18 protein-coding genes are annotated in these 15,499 nt (G+C 67.2%); 6 read left to right on the forward strand and 12 right to left on the reverse strand.

Annotated features, from left to right (window positions below; genetic code table 11):
- Positions 1-5: 5 nt before the first annotated feature.
- A complete protein-coding gene (locus tag ACQP2T_RS19470; protein ID WP_433517519.1) occupies positions 6-578 on the reverse strand; it encodes a lytic transglycosylase domain-containing protein in 573 nt (190 codons plus the stop codon).
- Between the two features lie 341 nt (positions 579-919).
- Positions 920-1,330: a transglycosylase SLT domain-containing protein gene (locus ACQP2T_RS19475; protein WP_433517520.1), complete on the reverse strand. Its 411-nt coding sequence runs from the start codon at positions 1,328-1,330 to the stop codon at positions 920-922.
- 187 nt (positions 1,331-1,517) lie between these two features.
- On the opposite strand from ACQP2T_RS19475, the gene ACQP2T_RS19480 reads away from it, so the two are divergent.
- Positions 1,518-2,003 (forward strand): glutathione peroxidase, encoded by a 486-nt coding sequence (locus ACQP2T_RS19480; protein ID WP_433517521.1) that lies wholly within the window; start codon positions 1,518-1,520, stop codon positions 2,001-2,003.
- Positions 2,004-2,180: 177 nt separating this feature from the next.
- Here the strand turns inward: ACQP2T_RS19480 and ACQP2T_RS19485 are convergent, their stop codons facing one another.
- Positions 2,181-3,257: a LacI family DNA-binding transcriptional regulator gene (locus ACQP2T_RS19485; protein WP_433517522.1), complete on the reverse strand. Its 1,077-nt coding sequence runs from the start codon at positions 3,255-3,257 to the stop codon at positions 2,181-2,183.
- 171 nt (positions 3,258-3,428) lie between these two features.
- Here ACQP2T_RS19485 and ACQP2T_RS19490 point away from each other — a divergent pair, with 171 nt between their 5' ends.
- Entirely contained in the window at positions 3,429-4,646 is a 1,218-nt protein-coding gene (locus ACQP2T_RS19490; RefSeq protein WP_433517523.1) for an ABC transporter ATP-binding protein, read from the forward strand.
- Between the two features lie 157 nt (positions 4,647-4,803).
- Here the strand turns inward: ACQP2T_RS19490 and ACQP2T_RS19495 are convergent, their stop codons facing one another.
- The 6 genes from ACQP2T_RS19495 to ACQP2T_RS19520 form a co-directional block, all read right to left on the reverse strand.
- Complete coding sequence (locus ACQP2T_RS19495; protein WP_433517524.1) at positions 4,804-5,553, reverse strand: SDR family NAD(P)-dependent oxidoreductase; 750 nt, start codon at positions 5,551-5,553, stop codon at positions 4,804-4,806.
- A gap of 56 nt (positions 5,554-5,609) precedes the next feature.
- Positions 5,610-5,945, reverse strand: coding sequence for a MerR family transcriptional regulator (locus tag ACQP2T_RS19500; RefSeq protein WP_433517525.1), 336 nt, complete (start codon positions 5,943-5,945; stop codon positions 5,610-5,612).
- Between the two features lie 108 nt (positions 5,946-6,053).
- Positions 6,054-6,494 carry an Hsp20/alpha crystallin family protein gene (locus ACQP2T_RS19505; protein ID WP_358537836.1) on the reverse strand — a complete coding sequence of 147 codons (441 nt, stop codon included), beginning with the start codon at positions 6,492-6,494 and terminating at the stop codon, positions 6,054-6,056.
- A 152-nt stretch (positions 6,495-6,646) separates the two neighbouring features.
- Positions 6,647-6,787 (reverse strand): hypothetical protein, encoded by a 141-nt coding sequence (locus tag ACQP2T_RS19510; protein WP_433517526.1) that lies wholly within the window; start codon positions 6,785-6,787, stop codon positions 6,647-6,649.
- A 131-nt stretch (positions 6,788-6,918) separates the two neighbouring features.
- Positions 6,919-7,704, reverse strand: a complete 786-nt coding sequence (locus ACQP2T_RS19515) for a neutral zinc metallopeptidase (protein WP_433517527.1) — start codon at positions 7,702-7,704, stop codon at positions 6,919-6,921.
- Positions 7,705-7,959: 255 nt separating this feature from the next.
- Positions 7,960-8,175, reverse strand: a complete 216-nt coding sequence (locus tag ACQP2T_RS19520; RefSeq protein WP_433517528.1) for a hypothetical protein — start codon at positions 8,173-8,175, stop codon at positions 7,960-7,962.
- Between ACQP2T_RS19520 and ACQP2T_RS19525 the strand changes: the two genes are divergently transcribed.
- A complete protein-coding gene (locus ACQP2T_RS19525) occupies positions 8,168-9,103 on the forward strand; it encodes a trypsin-like serine peptidase (RefSeq protein ID WP_433517529.1) in 936 nt (311 codons plus the stop codon). The genes ACQP2T_RS19520 and ACQP2T_RS19525 overlap by 8 nt on opposite strands.
- A 44-nt stretch (positions 9,104-9,147) precedes the next feature.
- Here the strand turns inward: ACQP2T_RS19525 and ACQP2T_RS19530 are convergent, their stop codons facing one another.
- Positions 9,148-9,333, reverse strand: a complete 186-nt coding sequence (locus ACQP2T_RS19530; RefSeq protein ID WP_433517530.1) for a hypothetical protein — start codon at positions 9,331-9,333, stop codon at positions 9,148-9,150.
- A 93-nt stretch (positions 9,334-9,426) separates the two neighbouring features.
- The gene (locus ACQP2T_RS19535) at positions 9,427-9,750 is read right to left on the reverse strand and encodes a carboxymuconolactone decarboxylase family protein (protein ID WP_433517531.1); all 324 of its coding nucleotides are present in this window, start codon (positions 9,748-9,750) and stop codon (positions 9,427-9,429) included.
- A 227-nt stretch (positions 9,751-9,977) separates the two neighbouring features.
- Here ACQP2T_RS19535 and ACQP2T_RS19540 point away from each other — a divergent pair, with 227 nt between their 5' ends.
- Complete coding sequence (locus ACQP2T_RS19540) at positions 9,978-10,655, forward strand: LptM family lipoprotein (protein ID WP_433517532.1); 678 nt, start codon at positions 9,978-9,980, stop codon at positions 10,653-10,655.
- Positions 10,656-10,665: 10 nt separating this feature from the next.
- Positions 10,666-13,686, forward strand: a complete 3,021-nt coding sequence (locus ACQP2T_RS19545) for an AAA family ATPase (RefSeq protein ID WP_433517533.1) — start codon at positions 10,666-10,668, stop codon at positions 13,684-13,686.
- Here the strand turns inward: ACQP2T_RS19545 and ACQP2T_RS19550 are convergent.
- Entirely contained in the window at positions 13,683-14,237 is a 555-nt protein-coding gene (locus ACQP2T_RS19550) for a hemerythrin domain-containing protein (RefSeq protein WP_433517534.1), read from the reverse strand. The genes ACQP2T_RS19545 and ACQP2T_RS19550 overlap by 4 nt on opposite strands.
- 193 nt (positions 14,238-14,430) lie before the next feature.
- On the opposite strand from ACQP2T_RS19550, the gene glnII reads away from it, so the two are divergent.
- Complete coding sequence (gene glnII / locus ACQP2T_RS19555) at positions 14,431-15,450, forward strand: glutamine synthetase (protein WP_357941387.1); 1,020 nt, start codon at positions 14,431-14,433, stop codon at positions 15,448-15,450.
- The last annotated feature ends 49 nt before the right edge of the window (positions 15,451-15,499 follow it).

Below are 15,499 nucleotides of genomic sequence, written 5' to 3' on the forward strand. Positions count from 1 at the left end.
CTCTTCTAGTACCAGTTGTGCGCTCTGAAGTGGCCCCAGGCGCCGCACGGTTTGCCGTATCTGCCCTTGATGTAACCCAGGCCCCAGCGGATCTGCGTCTCAGGGTTGGACTTCCAGTCCTCGCCCGCTCCCCGCATCTTTCCTCCGGGGAGCGCCTGCGGGATGCCATAGGCACCTGAGGAGCTGTTGTACGCGTGGTGGTTCCAGTTGCTCTCTCTGGTCCAGAGATTGTCCAGGCACTGGAACTCCTGGTAGGACCAGGCTCGCTGGACGACCTGGTTCAGCGCGATGCCCTTGTTCCGGCTCTTCGGCGCCTTGGCCTTGATCTTGATCTTCGGCCGTGCGGAGGTGGTCCAGGAACGGGTCTTGATCACGGGGGCGTGCCATGAGCCCTCGATGATCCGGGGCTCGGGTATCCGCGGTGCGGTCACTCGCGGTTGAGCTGCTCTTGGTTGGGCTGTTCGTGGCTGTGCGGTTCGCGGTCCGGCTTCGGCCCAGACGAGGGTCGAACTGCCGGTGACGGCCGTGAGCGTGGTCAGAGTGATGAACGTGTAGCGCAGAGCGCGGTTGCTGTCCATGTCGATCCTTGCTGCCAGGTCGCGTGCGGACAGACGCTCTTGCTTCCCCGGCGCCCTTGCCGGTCCGCGTCCGTGGCTCGGACGAGGAGGGTCCGCGCGGCCCTCCGGGCTTCCGTTGACGCCCACATGGTGCTGGGCGGCCCGGAGGGCTCCACGACGTTTCTCTAGCCCGGTTTCTATTACGCACAGTCACTGTCAATCACTCTCGGTGATTGGCTTTGGGAAGACGATGGCGTGATCGCTAGAGATATTTAGGGTGCTCGCAGGACCGCCATGGCGCGGCCCGTTCGCGCGTTGACCTGGCCTTTCGTGAAAACAGGGACAGGCTGGAGGTGCGCGGATCAGTACCAGTGGCGGGACTGGAAGTGCGCCCACGCGCGGCACGGGGAGCCGTACCTCTGCTTGATGTAGCCGAGGCCCCACGCGATCTGCGTGCGCGGGTTGGTGCGCCAGTCGCGGCCCTTGGTGGCCATCTTGTGGCCGGGCAGCGCCTGCGGGATGCCGTAGGCGCCCGAGCCGCTGCCGGCCCGGTGGTTCCAGCCGCTCTCCCGTGACCAGAGGCGCACCAGGCAGCGGTACTGGGCCTTGGTCCAGCCGCGCTTGGCGACCATGTGCTTGGCGATGGCCTTGTTGTTGCTGATGGCGCGTTGCGTGCTTGCCTGGGAGCTCTGCGCCTGTGCGGCCGTCGCGCCGCCTGCCACCACGAACGTGGCGGACAGGATCAAGGCGCTCGTACGGCGGAGCATGGGCATGCGGGTTCCCTTTCGATGGGTTCGGGGGGCCGCGCCACCCTGCCCTATTCACCCGATTTACCGCGAATTGACCATGAAAAGGTAGATCGTCGGTAAAGATCACTCTTTAGGGCTGTTCAGGGGAAATGTCGGGAAAATGTGGAGTGCATCACAAACCGGGAGAGGGGGCTTTCTGTAGGGTCAGATCATGAGTCTTCGTGACATTCCCGTCCGCACCCTCGCGGACGCCCCCACCACGCTCGCCGAGCTCGTCGGCGACAAGGCCGTGCTCATCGTGAACGTGGCCTCCAAGTGCGGCCTCACCCCGCAGTACACCGGCCTCGTCGAGCTGCAGCGGCAGTACGGCGAGCGCGGGTTCAGCGTGATCGGCATGCCGTGCAACCAGTTCATGGGGCAGGAGCCCGGCTCGGCCGAGGAGATCCAGGAGTTCTGCGCCACCACGTACGGCGTGGACTTCCCGCTGCTGGAGAAGGCCGAGGTGAACGGGCCCGGCCGGCACCCGCTCTACGAGGCGCTCGTGGAGACGCCCGACGCTGAGGGCGCGGGCGGCGACATCCAGTGGAACTTCGAGAAGTTCCTCGTCGACCGCGAGGGGGCTGTGGTCGCCCGCTTCCGGCCGCGCACCTCTCCGGATGACCCGGCGGTCATCGCGGCGATCGAGAAGGTGGTCTAGGGGTTCCCCGGACGGTCCATCACGCGACCGCCTCGCTCCCTGCGACGGTCCGTTGTGGCTGGGGTTCCTTGAGAAAGATGCCCTCTTCGGGGGAGGGGGCGGATGCCCGGCGAAGTGCGTCGACACCGTCCCAGGGGGTGGCCCGTTGCGTGGGGCCGCCGCGGACGTTGGGGGTGGTCAGTGGCGGGGGCCGCAGCTGCCTCGGACGATGAGTTCCGTCGGGAGCAGTACGCTCCGGGGGCGCCGGGTCCCCGCTCGCAGGACCAGCTCCGCCGCTCGGTAGCCGATATCGCGGCCCGGTTGGGCGATCACGGTCAGCGGTGGGGAGCACAGTTCGGCCCACGGCACGTCGTCGTACATCACCAGCGACACGTCCCGTGGCACCCGCAGGTCCAGCTCCCTGGCCGCCAGGACGGCCGCCTCGCCCAGGACGTTGCCGCCGGTCACCACGGCCGTCAGGTCGGGGCGGCTCTGGAACAGCCCGGACGCGGCCGCGTAGGCCGAGTCGCGGCTGCCCGTGGCGAACACGACCAGGTCCTCGTCCACGGGCGCGCCGACCGCCTCGCGGAAGGCCGCCACCCGCCTGCCGTGCCCCGGGCCGCCGAGGAAGGCGATGCGCCGGTGGCCGAGCCCTCTCAGGTAGCGCACCGCCGTACGGATGCCGGCCCGGTCGTCCGCCAGTACGGCGGGAACGTCCAGCGGCCGGGCGCGCGAGGCGGGCGGCAGGCCGTCCAGCAGCATGAGGTCGGAGACGCCACGCGACACCAAGTCCCTGTCGGACGGCGCGTCAGACGCCACGTCGGACGGCAGTCGGTCGGCGAAGACCACCGTCATGCCCGCCTTGATCGCCGGGGCCCACGTCTCAGCGCCGCCCGACGGGACCGCGATCACCCGGTCCACGCTCTGCTCCAGCAGCATGCCGACCAGTTCGGCCTCCTGCTCGGGATCGTCGCCCGTCGAGCCGAGCACGACCGGCTCGCCCGCCGAGCGCGCGCAGGCCAGCACGCCCTCGGCCAGCTGACCGTAGAAGGTGTCGGTGAGGTCGGGCACGAACAACCCCATGCCGCCGGTGCGCCGCTGGCGGAGGTTGCGGCCGAGCGCGCTCGGGCGGTAGTCGAGGTGGGCGGCGACGGCCAGCACTCGTTCCCTTGTCTCAGGGCTGGCCGAGCCGCCGGACAGGACCCGGGACACGGTCGCGACGCCGACGCCCGCCGCCTCGGCCACGTCCTTGATGGTTGCCCGCCTCGATTCCATGGAAACGATTCCATCATGGTTTCCGCCGCGCTGGAAGGCCAGGACGCTGATATGCGCTGATCTCTTGACACGCATGTCCGTTTCGGGTGAGATGCTTGAAAACGTATCCATGCAAATGGATAACCCCCGCACATCATCCGGGTCACCCGCCCGGGAGCGCGAAGGACTGTCATGGCATCCATCGTTCTGACCAATGTCGACAAGATCTACGCCGGTGGCGTTAAGGCTGTGAACGGGCTCAACCTTGAGATCAAGGATGGCGAGTTCATGGTGCTGGTCGGCCCATCCGGTTGCGGTAAGTCGACCGCGCTCCGGATGATCGCCGGTTTGGAGGACATCAGCGGTGGCGAGATCGCGATCGGCGAGAAGGTGGTCAACCACCTGCCGCCGAAGGACCGCGACATCGCCATGGTCTTCCAGAACTACGCGCTGTACCCCCACATGACGGTCGAGGAGAACCTCGCCTTCGGCCTCAAGCTTCGCAAGATGCCCAAGCCGGAGATCCAGAAGCGGGTCAACGAGGCCGCCAAGATGCTCGGCCTGGAGACCTACCTCAAGCGCAAGCCGGCCGCCCTGTCCGGTGGTCAGCGCCAGCGTGTCGCGATGGGCCGCGCCATCGTCCGCGAGCCCCAGGCGTTCCTCATGGACGAGCCGCTGTCGAACCTCGACGCCAAGCTCCGTGTCTCCATGCGCGCCTCCCTCAACCAGATGCACGAGCGCCTCGGCGTCACCACCGTCTACGTCACCCACGACCAGGTCGAGGCCATGACGCTGGGCGACCGCGTCTGCGTCCTGCGCGACGGTCTCCTGCAGCAGGTCGACACGCCGCAGAACCTGTTCGACAAGCCGGTCAACCTGTTCGTCGCCGGGTTCATGGGCTCGCCTTCCATGAACTTCGTCACCGCCGAGCTGGTCCGCGACGGCGGCGCCGCCGTCACGTTCGCCGACATCAAGCTGGAGATCCCGGACTCCACCTTCACCGACAAGCCCGGCCTCGACCAGTACATCGGCAAGCAGGTCATCCTCGGCATCCGCCCGTCCGACTTCGAGGACGCCGCCTCCGCCGGCCAGAACGCCAACGGCTGGGCCACGCTGGCCGTCAAGGCGGAGGTCACCGAGGAGCTCGGCTCCGAGATCAACGTCCTGTTCCTGATCGACGCCCCGCCGGTCGAGCACAAGGACACCGTCGCCGCCGCCGACACGGGCGACGACGAGGAGGCGGCGCTGCCGCTGTCGGGCGACAAGTCGCTGTGGACCGCCCGCGTGAACGCCCGCAGCCACGCCCGTCCGGGCTCGAGCCTCGACCTCGTGCTGGACACGCACAACCTGCACTTCTTCGACCCGACCTCCGGCCTGGCCATCGGTCACGACGCGAACGTCGGCAAGTGATCTCCACCGAATCTCGGCCGTGAGCCCGCTCACGACCGGACCGGGCGTGAGTCCCCCTCACACCCCTCTGGGTGCGCTCACCTCGCACCCGGACAGGGCCCCCACCGCGACCCCCTCCCGCGGCGGGGGCCCACCCTTTTTCAGCCAGTCGTCCCCGTCAGCGGCCGAACTTCGCCGCCGCGCCGCTGACGATCGTGCGAGGGACGAGCTTGCCGATCGCCACGACCGCCTTGTAACGCACGTCCGGAATCGACACCCGCTTGCCCAGGGCCAGGTCGCGCATGGCCGCGTTGACCACGTTGTCGGCCTCGAGCCACAGGAAGCGGGGGATGTGGGAGGTGTCCATGTACGCCCGGTCGTGGAACTCCGTCCGCACGAAGCCGGGACACAAGGCCATCACCTTGATACGCGGACTGCCCACCTCGGCCGCGGTCGCCTCGCTGAAGTTCACCACCCACGCCTTGGACGCGCTGTAGGTGCCGCGGACGAAGAACGCCAGGACGGAGGCCACGTTGATCACCGCGCCCCGGTCACGCTCCCTCATCCCGGGTAGCGCGGCGAGCGTCAGCCTGAGCACGGCCTCACAGTGGACCTTGAGCATGCGTAGCTCGTCCTCGACCGGCACCTCCAGGAACTTTTGCGGGTGGCCGAAGCCGGCGTTGTTCACCAGGAGATCGACTCCGTCGCGCAGCCGCGCCTCGACCCGGGCGAGGCCGTCGTCGGTGGCGAGATCGGCGGGCAGCGACTCGACGCTGACGCCGTACCTGAGCTTCAGCTGGCCCGCGATCTCGCCCAGCCGGGCCTCGTCGCGAGCCACCAGGACCAGGCTGAACCCGTCGGCGGCCAGCCGGCGGGCGAAGGCGGCGCCGATGCCGGCGGTCGCGCCCGTGATCAATGCGGTAGGCATGGCAGCACCTTAACGCCTCTCCCGGCACCGTCTGGTGGGAGCATGCTCACTGGCGCTCAGGGGCGTTCGATGTGCTCCGGGCGGGATTGGGCGTCCGCCAGGCGCCGGGCGAGTTCGTCGCGTTCGCGGGTGACCTGGGCGAGTTCGTGCTGTAGCTCGATGATGCGGCGGATGGCCGGCAGCGTCATGCCCTGGTCCATCATCGTCACCACTTCTTGGACGCGGCCGATCTCGTGACGGCTGTAGCGGCGCTGTCCGCCCGCCGAGCGCTGGGGGGAGACGACCTCGTTGTCGTCGATGCGCCGCAGGAATGCCTGCTGTACGTCCAGCATGCTCGCCACCTGACCGACAGTGAAGAGGGCTGCGTGTTCGTCGTCCATGGGGAGTTTCATGACCGTTCCTCCTGCCGGAATGCGGGCGGCCCCGCCCGGTGGCGCTCGAAGGGGCCGTACCGGGCGGGGCCGTAGCCTGTCCAGGTGCAAGGGGTGCTGCGTGGGCGGTCAGCTCTTGATCGCCTTGTGTGACTCGGTGGTGCGCTGGATGGCCACCTTGCGCGGCTTGGCCTGCTCCAGCACCGGGATCCGCACCGCCAGCACGCCGTTGTTGTAGGCGGCCTCGATCGCGTTGGCGTCCAGGTGCTCGGACAGGTAGACCCGGCGAGTGAAGGAGCCCATCACTCGCTCCCGGACGAACAGGCGCTCGTCCTGCTCATACTCCTCCTCGCGCCGGGCGGTCACCGACAGGACGCCGCGGTCGACGGTGACCTCGATGGAGTCGGGGTCGACGCCGGGCAGATCGAACCGCAGCACCACATCGTCGGCGCGGCGGAGTCCGTCCATCGGCATCGTGGCCCCGTTGCCCTGAGCGTTCGCTTGGCGGGCGAGACGGTCGAACTGCCGCTCGAACTCCTGGATGAACGGGTCGATCGACGTGAGCAGCATCGCGCTTCACCTCCGAAGACACCCGGGGGCTCCTCAGTCCCCCGGAATACCTATCCTCCGTCCGAGAGGAAACCTACAGCTGGAATTATAAGTTCTCTCGAGGTGAAGTTGTCAACTGGTTGCCGCCGTGTCGCTCCGTGGCGAGCCCCCGGTCACTTCTCGCCGCGGCCACCGCGATCGCTGCTGTGCTTGCCGCGTCCGCCCGCCTGCTTGTCCGGCCCCGGCTTTTCGGTCTCGAAGGACTTGTCCTTCTGCTCGTCCTTTTCGTCGCGCTCACGCTCGTGCTTGCCCATGCCGGCCTCCTCGCCAGTACGTCGCTTAGTGTGATCTTAAGACTACCTAGAGTCTCCGATGACCGTAATTCTCGGCGACGGCTGGCCTGCATGGCGATCCGGCGACCGCGGTAGGGCGGCCGCCGGACGGGCTAGGCCACCTTTGAGGAGGGTGCCGCCCAGGTGTTGCACGAGCCCGGGTCGCCGGTGGCGAAGCCGCGCTTGCTCCAGGCGACGATGGTGGCCGTCTTGCCGTACCAGCGTGCCTCACCGGGTGCGTCACCGTTCTGCATGCTCTGCAGGTAGGTCCAGTCCTTGGTGGTCCTGCCCTTCAGCGGCCAGACGCTCTTGATGAACGCGCCGGAGAGGCACTCGTTCTGGAGCTTGCTGCGCCGGCTCAGCTCGCGGTCCTCGGCTTTGCTGTGGACCGACAGCGCGTCATAGGCGTCGGCGATCCCGACGAGCTTCTTGACGTGCCAGCCGTACATGTAGGAGACCGTGCTGAGCAGCCACATGTCGGACGGGTCCTTGAGCCACGTCTTACCGACCTGGAAGATCAGCGTGTTGGTGCGGTCGCAGTAGTAGGTCGTGGAGTCCTCGTTGTCGGTCTTGATGCCGCAGTACGTCTTAGGGATCTTGTCCACGTGCCGCACCTTGGGCTTGCTGAAGGGCAGGCCGGCGGCGGTGAGGTGCTGTTCCCAGGTGGTGTCGAGGCAGGCGACGATCGCGTCGATGTAGGCGCGGGCCTGCTTGCGGTTGTTGCGCTTGACCGGCGGCTCGTCACAGGTGGTGGCGGGCAGCGCGCCGGCCTCGTAGAGGGGGTTGGCGATCAGCTTGGGGTGTTTGACGGGGTCGGCGGCCGTCGTCGCGGCGGTGGCCGTACCGGTTAAGGAGAGCATCGACGCGACGGTCAGCGCCATGATCGGAAATTTTCTCACGAGGGGTGACAATAGGGCCGCTGGCGGGTTTTCGCATCATCAATTCCTTTGTATCCGTTCCTTCACTGTGCGTCGTCTCGATGCGGGGGTCCCGGCCTGCCGGGGCGGGGGCCGGGAATGGCTGGGTCAGAGGGTTTCCGGTGTAATAAACACCGCTATTGACTCGCCACCACCAGTACCGTCACAAATACCCTTTATTGTCATGTGAAATGTTAGATATCAAAATCAGCGCCGTCATTCGGGCGTCGGCGAAAATTAATTCCCTTGCCCCTTCACATTGAAGCGACGACCTCTCAAGATGAAAAAGTTCGCCAGAATCGCTTCATGGAAGGGAAGATTCATGAGTGCACGCTCAAGGCGCGCCGCAATTGTCGCTTTTGCGACAATGCTGGCGGTCTCGGGGTTGAGCGCGACCGCGACCGCGACGGCAGCACCTTCCCCTGCCGCATCCGCCACGGGGGCGGTGAACAAGTCCGACAGCAAGAGCATCCAGGCCCACTGGACCGCCGAACGCATGCGCGCGGCCACGCCGGAGCCGGTCGTGGCGGTCCCGGACGCGAAAGCGGCGCCGGAGCAGATCAAGAACGTCCTGCCCAGCCGCTCGGCCGAGGGATCGCTGCCGACCAGGAAGATCAGCCGGTCCGCCAGTCCGTCGGCCGGTCTGCTCGCCGGTCAGCGGGCCGAGCGCTGGGGGCGTCAGGGGAGCATGCCCGCCCTCACGATCGGCAAGATCTACTACACGCGCAATGACAACAGCTCTGGCTACTGCACCGGCAGCGTGATCAACGCCGCCAACAAGAACACGGTCTGGACGTCCGGCCACTGCGTGCACGCGGGTAGCGGCGGCGCGTCCGGTTGGTTCCGCGACTTCATCTTCGTCCCCGACGCCGACAACGGTCTAGAGCCTCAGGGCCGCTGGACCTGGCGATACGCCAACACGACCAACGGCTGGTTCAACAACCACAACTGGAGTTACGACATCGCGGCCATCGCCTTCAACCCGCAGCCGGCCCGCGGCAACCTCCAGGACTGGACCGGCTCGCAAGGCTACAAGTTCAACCAGGGCCAGGCGTGGACCGGCATCAACGCCTTCGGTTTCCCGCAGGACGGCTACCAGCGCACCGACTTCACCGGCAACGACCTGTGGTACTGCTTCGGCAACGTCACCCGCGCCAGCTCGTCCGACGACCGTATGCACATGAACAACGACATGTTCCACGGCTCCAGCGGCGGCCCCTGGCTGCAGGACCTCCAGCTGAGCCGAGGCTGGGGCTACATCATCGGCGCCAACAGTCACCGGGACGTCGACGCCAACCAGAACCCCACCAATATCGTCTACAAGTCGCCCTACCACGGTGACGGGGCTGTCAACGTTTATAACGATGTAACAGCCCACTAATCACGATAAAAGAGGCGAGGGGCGTAACGGCCCCTCGCTTTTCGTCATCCCGGGCTGGCCTCATTCATGCGCTCCCTGGCCCAGTGGGACGCGATGTCCTGCGGAGCGCGCGTATTTTGGACGCCCGTCGCCGCCTCGTCGGGGGCGGGCGAACGGAAAATCACGACCACCGTCGCCGCCGCCACGAGGGCGGCGGCGGCTGTCACAAGCGCGATGGCTTTACGCCTCATACCGCCATCGTACGACCAAGCGCCCCGATCAATGGCGCAGAGGCTTATGCGTGGCGATATGTCCGGTTAGGGACGGGCGGGAGCTCTACGCGCTCAGCGTCTATCGGATCGACCGTGCCTGACGGCTTCGATCAGATCCTCGACCTGATTGTTCAGCCGCGAGCCACGGGTCCAGCCCGCGTAATGGGTGAGGAAGACCACGACCTCCCGCAACTCGCTCTCACTCAGGTCGCCCGCGCGCAACGCGGCGTCGAGTCGCACCTCCAGTTGCTCGTCGATGCCCTGCCCGACGAGCAGGCCGAGCAGGAGCAGGTGGCGCTCCTTGGTCGAGAGGACGCCGCGCGACCAGATGTCGGCGAACATCCGCTCCGCCATCATGCCGAAGCTGTCCACTGTCTCCATGGCCGGTTCTGTCATTGTCCGCTCCGGGTAGCAGGGGATCCCTCTATCTTTCGCTACTTTGCCGGTTGAACCAATGGGGGCACGCCAACGTAGTACGGACGTCCGCTTCGAGCGGATCTGTAACAACTGAAGCCAAGGTACGGCCAAGATTTGGTCAAGATTTATCACCGTACACTCGGCCTCATTCCGCATGAAAGCGGGCACAACAACTCCGTTGGTCCGTAAAGCGGAGGTAAGCCCTGGTGAACAAGACACGGGCTTGGATCGCGCTCATGACCGCGATCGTCATGCTGTCAGCGTGCGGGCAGCCGGATTTCACCTACGTACGTGACAGGGAAGGCACCACCTACTTCAAGGTGCCCTCCTCCTTCAGCCAGCTCAACGCCTATCCGATCGAGCTCGCCCTGTCGGGCGACCGGCCGAACTCGGAGGCGGCCCGGCTGCGGCGCGAGCGGGTCTGGTCCACGGCCTTCGACCAGTCGGCGCGGCCGTCCGTCGGACACCTGCTCAGCTCGACGGATCCGTTCATCTACGCCACTGTGCACAAGCTCACCGCCGAGGAGCGGGACACGATGTCGCTGGATCGGCTGCGCGACTTCATCCTGCCGGTGACCACGCAGGACCGCACGCTCTACGAGTACAAGGCGGTCGTGGCGGGGCGGCAGCCGTTGTTCAGCGGGTTCGAGGCGATCAGAGATGAGATCCTCCAGCTGGATCGTGGTGCCAGGGGAGTGCGGGTTCGCTTCAACTACCAGATCGGCGGTGACGTCCAGACCTTCGACCACACCGCCATCCTCGACGAGCGGGGAGCCACGGTCTCCGTGATGCTCATCGGCTGCCAGGCGATCTGCTTCAGAGCGCGCGCGGCCGAGTTCGACAAGATCGAGCAAACCTTCAAGCTGCTCCGGCTGCCCGGATGAGGGAGCGTCATTGACCACGACCACGTATCGCGGCGGGCTGCGCGCGCCCGGTAGCGGCCCCTCCGATCCCGAAGCCGTGACCAGGAAGAAGCTGCGGTTCTGGGATCGCGGCAAGTTCCTCATCGGGCTGCTCTTCGTCTACCTCATCCTCACCTGGAAGATGATGGCCGACTTTGAGGGCATCGTGTCCTTCGGCGAGGCCGTTCGGGTCGTCGCGTACACCAACCAGTGGATCTTCTGGCTGCTGGGCGTCGAGGACCTGCGGCAGTTCCACATCTTCCTCAGCGAGCGGTGGTGGGCTTACCACCGCTTCTGGAACCACCGTGTCTTCGGCGGGTTCGAGCGGTGGTCCCATCGGCGGTTCGACGACTGGACCAGGTACCGCTGCTCCCTGGCCGCGAAGATCATCTTTTGGGTGGTGCTGATCGCGCTGGCACTCGGCGCGGTGCTCGACACCAGCCCGTTCCTCGCGATGTTCAGCGCGCCCGCGCTGATCTGGAAGTCGATGCCGTTCCTGGTCCAGATCGTGTTCCTGCTCCTTCTGGCCATCATCGCGGTCGTCGCCCTGCTCTGGTTGCTGTCCAGAGGCGGCGTCGAGACGTACTTCCCCGACGACATCAAGACCCGCTTCTCCGACGTCTGGGGACAGGACCACGTGGTCGAACGGGTCCAGGAGAACATCGTCTTCCTGGAACGACCCGACGAGATCGAGAAGCGCGGCGGGTACGTGCCCAGCGGCCTGCTGCTGTGGGGGCCGCCGGGCACCGGCAAGACGCTGATGGCCGAGGCGGTGGCCGGCGAGACCGGCAAGCCGTACGTGTTCGTCGATCCCGGCGCGTTCACGAACCTGTTCATCGGCGTCGGCGTCCTCAAGGTCAAGGCGCTCTTCAGGAAGCTGCGCAAGCTCGCGCTCAGGTACGGCGGGGTGATCGTCTTCTTCGACGAGGCCGACTCGCTCGGCCGGCGCGGCCGGCTCGCCCAGCAGGGCCCGCAGGGGCAGGTTGGCGGCTACTCCGGCTGCCACGGTGCCAACTATCTGTCCGAGGAGACCCGCTCGGTGCTCGCCTTCCGCGCCCGGCGGGAGGAGGAGCCGGAGACCCGCACCCGCTTCTTCGTGGGCGGCGGCATGAACAGCGGCGCCCCGAGCACGCTGCGGACCCTGCTCACCGAGCTGTCCGGGCTCAAGAAGCCGCGCGGTTTCTTCAACCGCCTGGTCAGGCGGCTGCTCGGGATGCGGCCCAAGCCGCCACCCAAGTTCCGCATCCTTGTCATGCTGGCCACCAGCCGGCCCGACGCGCTCGACGAGGCGCTGCTGCGTCCCGGCAGCATCGACCGCATCTACAAGGTCGGCTACCCCTCCAAGGCCGGACGAGTTAGCACGTACCGGGGCTATTTCGGCAAGGTCCGCCACGAGCTGACCTGGGAGCAGATCGACAAGCTCGCCACCATCACCCCGTACGCGACGGGTGCCACGATCAAGGACCTGGTGAACGAGTCGCTCATCACCGCGATCCGCGACGGCCGGGAGATCATCTCCTGGTCCGACGTACTGCGGGCCAAGCGGCTCAAGCAGCTCGGCCCGCCCGAGGACGTCGAGTACATCGAGCGGGAGCGGCACGCCGTGGCCGTGCACGAGGCGTGCCACGCCGTGGTGGCCTACGTGACCCGCTTCCACCTGGAGATCGACATCGCCACGATCGAGAAGGGCGCCGACTACCTGGGCATGGTCGCCTCGATCAAGCCCGAGGACCAGTTCACCCGGTGGAAGTCCGAGTACGAGGCCGACATCATGGTCTCGCTCGCCTCTCTGGCGGGGGAGCGGATGTTCTTCGGCGAGGACAACTCCTCCGGGGTCTCCAGCGACCTGCACTCGGCGACGTTCCTGACGGCGCTCATGGAGTCGTACTGGGGGATGGGTTCGGGCGTCACCTCCCTTCCCGCGCTGCAGGAGCTGGAGATCCACGGCGGCAAGGCGATGCCACGGCGCGGCGGCGGTGGCGGCCCGATCGGCATCACCGAGCGGGAGCCGAGCCGGGGCCAGGCCGAGCTGACGCCTGACGTGCTGGGCGAGCGGATCGAGTTCAACCTGGTCCGGCTGCTGGAGAAGACCGAGCGGCTGCTGGAGGAGCATCGCCGGGACGTGCTCTGCCTCGCGCACGCACTGGAGACGCACAAGACGCTCAACGGCGACGACGTCGTGGCGATCATCGAGCGGGCGACCGGGCCGCTCATCGACGGCACGATCTACGCCTCCGACGAGCTGTACCAGGAACTGGAGGAGTACCACCGGGACGCCGCCAGAGCGCACAAGGAGCACAGCCGGATCGAGCGCGACCTGCCTGGGCAGGCGGAGGATCCTGCCGCCCAGCCCAACGGTCAGACCGCCGGGTGGCCGGTCGGCTCGTCAGTGGGTCAGCCCGCGGCTTGGCCGGGCGGGCCGGTCCTTCAGCCTGGGCCGGTTCTTCGGCCCGAGCCGGTTCTTCGGCCTGAGCCGGTCGCGACCGTCCTGCCCGCGAGCCCGGCCGCCGAGCCCGTCGTGGTGACCGCCGAGTTCGTCGCCGAGCCGGGGCGGCCGGTTTCCGCCGCCGAACCTGGGAGGCTGGAGTTCGTCGCCGAGCCCGGCCGACCCGAGTTCGTGTCGTGGGCGCCTGACCCCGCGCCCGTCTACGCGGCGCCGTCTTCCCAGCCGGTCGAGCCACCGCCGCCCAGGCGCCGGGCGTGGGTCGTCGTCGCCAGCCTGCTGGCGCTTGTCGTGCTCGCGCTCCTCACCGGCCTGGTCCTGACGGGCGTGACCCCGGTCGCCGGGATGGCCTCGCCCGGACTGCTGCTCGTCCTGTTCGTGGTCGTGGTGGCGGTGATCGTGGGCGCCGGCCTGGCGCTCATCGCCATCAAGGCCGTACGAACGGCGCAGGCCAAGGCGGAACACGAACGCGACCAGGCCCACGCCAGGGCGCAACTGCTGGCCGCCGCGATGGACCCCGACACGGCCATGCGGCTGCTCGGCTACGACGGCAAGGACAGGAGGCCCTAGACCCGTATGTCCAGCCGGCCGATCGGCTCGACCAGCTCTTCCTCTTCATAGGTGAAGTGTGAGGACAGGACGGCGGCCAGCTGCTCGGCCTCGGCCCGTACCCGGTCGAGGCCGGTGTCGCCGGCCACCAGGTCCACACACGCCTGGTCGAGCCGGGTCAGCAACCCGGCGATGACCTCGTGCTCCTCCTTGAGCTTCTCGATCACCGGCCCGAGCGAGCCGTCGCGCTCGAGGATCGCCGGGTACATGGCCTCGTCCTCGATCGTGTGATGCACGGTCACCAGCCGGCAGAACGTCGCGCAGAACGCGCCCAGCGTCCAGTAGTTCTGGCGCATGGTCAGCTGGTTGATCACCGAGCGCAGGGCGGCCGCGTCGAGGGCGCCCACGGCGACCTGGTCGAGCGCGTCCAGGACCTGTCGCATCTCCTGGCGATAGCCGTTGTGCACGTCGATCAGGTGCCGGCCGAGCTGCCGCTGTCCCGGCGTGAGCGCCTCGGGATCGTGCTTGTGGCCGCGTGGCCTGCGCGCCTCGTCGAGGTCGGTCACTGTCACTGGCACTCCAGCCCGGCGGCCTCCGGCGCGGACCACAGGTCGTACATGAAGATCCCCCCATTTTGTAATAAATGATCTTATAGCCCGGTGGACTCTCCGTACTGATTAACACGACGTTCACATTCGGGCAAAAACCGGGAAACGGTTGACCGCAAGACTCGGCGTGGCTGTGAGACATCCTGAAAGGACCGACGTGAGCTACAAGGCTGAGTACATCTGGATCGACGGCACCGAGCCCACCGCCCTGCTGCGCTCGAAGACCAGGATCCTCGCTGACGGAGCCGAGCCGCCGGTCTGGGGTTTCGACGGTTCCAGCACCAACCAGGCCGAGGGCCACTCCTCGGACCGCGTGCTCCGTCCGGTCTTCACCTGTCCCGACCCGATTCGCGGCGGCTCCAGCGTGCTGGTCCTTTGCGAGGTCGAGGAGATCGACGGCGCCCCGCACAAGAGCAACACCCGCGCCCTGCTCCGCCCGATCGCCGAGCAGTTCGCCGACCAGGACTCCTGGTTCGGCATCGAGCAGGAATACACCTTCTTCAAGGGCAGCCGCCCGCTGGGCTTCCCCGAGGGCGGCTTCCCCGCCCCGCAGGGCCCCTACTACTGCGGCGTGGGCGCCGACGCGATCTTCGGCCGCGAGATCGTCGAGCTTCACCTCGACCGCTGCCTCGCCGCCGGCCTCGCGATCTCCGGCATCAACGCCGAGGTCATGCCGGGTCAGTGGGAGTTCCAGGTGGGCCCGGCCGGCCCGCTGGAGGTCTCCGACCACATGTGGATCGCCCGCTGGCTGCTCTACCGTACGGCTGAGGAGTTCGGCGTGGAGGCCACCCTCGATGCCAAGCCCGCCCGCGGCGACTGGAACGGCGCCGGCGCGCACACCAACTTCTCCACCAAGGCGATGCGCGAGGGCTACGAGCCCATCATCACCGCGTGCGAGGCCCTGGGTGAGGGTGACAAGCCGATGGAGCACATCACCCAGTACGGCGTGGGCATCGAGAGCCGCCTGACCGGCGCCCACGAGACCGCCCCGTGGAACAAGTACAGCTACGGTGTCTCCAACCGCGGCGCCTCCGTACGCATCCCGTGGCAGGTCGAGGTGGACAAGAAGGGCTACATCGAGGACCGCCGCCCCAACGCCAACGTCGACCCCTACGTGGTCACCCGCCTGCTGGTCAACACCTGCTGCTCGGCCCTGGAGAAGGCCGGCCAGGTCTGATCTCGGTAAGCACGTAGAGAGGAACGCGGGCACCCCCGATATGGGGCCC

This window comes from Nonomuraea sp. CA-143628 (assembly GCF_050942315.1).
Lineage (GTDB): Bacteria > Actinomycetota > Actinomycetes > Streptosporangiales > Streptosporangiaceae > Nonomuraea.

What these genes read in the sequence shown, in the direction of transcription:
- ACQP2T_RS19475 (WP_433517520.1), bottom strand. Translation starts at nt 1,330, where the DNA reads ATGCCCATGCTCCGCCGTACGAGCGCCTTGATCCTGTCCGCCACGTTC.
- ACQP2T_RS19485 (WP_433517522.1), bottom strand. Translation starts at nt 3,257, where the DNA reads ATGGAATCGAGGCGGGCAACCATCAAGGACGTGGCCGAGGCGGCGGGC.
- ACQP2T_RS19500 (WP_433517525.1), bottom strand. Translation starts at nt 5,945, where the DNA reads ATGAAACTCCCCATGGACGACGAACACGCAGCCCTCTTCACTGTCGGT.
- ACQP2T_RS19480 (WP_433517521.1), top strand. Translation starts at nt 1,518, where the DNA reads ATGAGTCTTCGTGACATTCCCGTCCGCACCCTCGCGGACGCCCCCACC.
- ACQP2T_RS19490 (WP_433517523.1), top strand. Translation starts at nt 3,429, where the DNA reads ATGGCATCCATCGTTCTGACCAATGTCGACAAGATCTACGCCGGTGGC.
- ACQP2T_RS19505 (WP_358537836.1), bottom strand. Translation starts at nt 6,494, where the DNA reads ATGCTGCTCACGTCGATCGACCCGTTCATCCAGGAGTTCGAGCGGCAG.
- ACQP2T_RS19510 (WP_433517526.1), bottom strand. Translation starts at nt 6,787, where the DNA reads ATGGGCAAGCACGAGCGTGAGCGCGACGAAAAGGACGAGCAGAAGGAC.
- ACQP2T_RS19495 (WP_433517524.1), bottom strand. Translation starts at nt 5,553, where the DNA reads ATGCCTACCGCATTGATCACGGGCGCGACCGCCGGCATCGGCGCCGCC.
- ACQP2T_RS19470 (WP_433517519.1), bottom strand. Translation starts at nt 578, where the DNA reads ATGGACAGCAACCGCGCTCTGCGCTACACGTTCATCACTCTGACCACG.
- ACQP2T_RS19530 (WP_433517530.1), bottom strand. Translation starts at nt 9,333, where the DNA reads ATGAGGCGTAAAGCCATCGCGCTTGTGACAGCCGCCGCCGCCCTCGTG.
- ACQP2T_RS19535 (WP_433517531.1), bottom strand. Translation starts at nt 9,750, where the DNA reads ATGACAGAACCGGCCATGGAGACAGTGGACAGCTTCGGCATGATGGCG.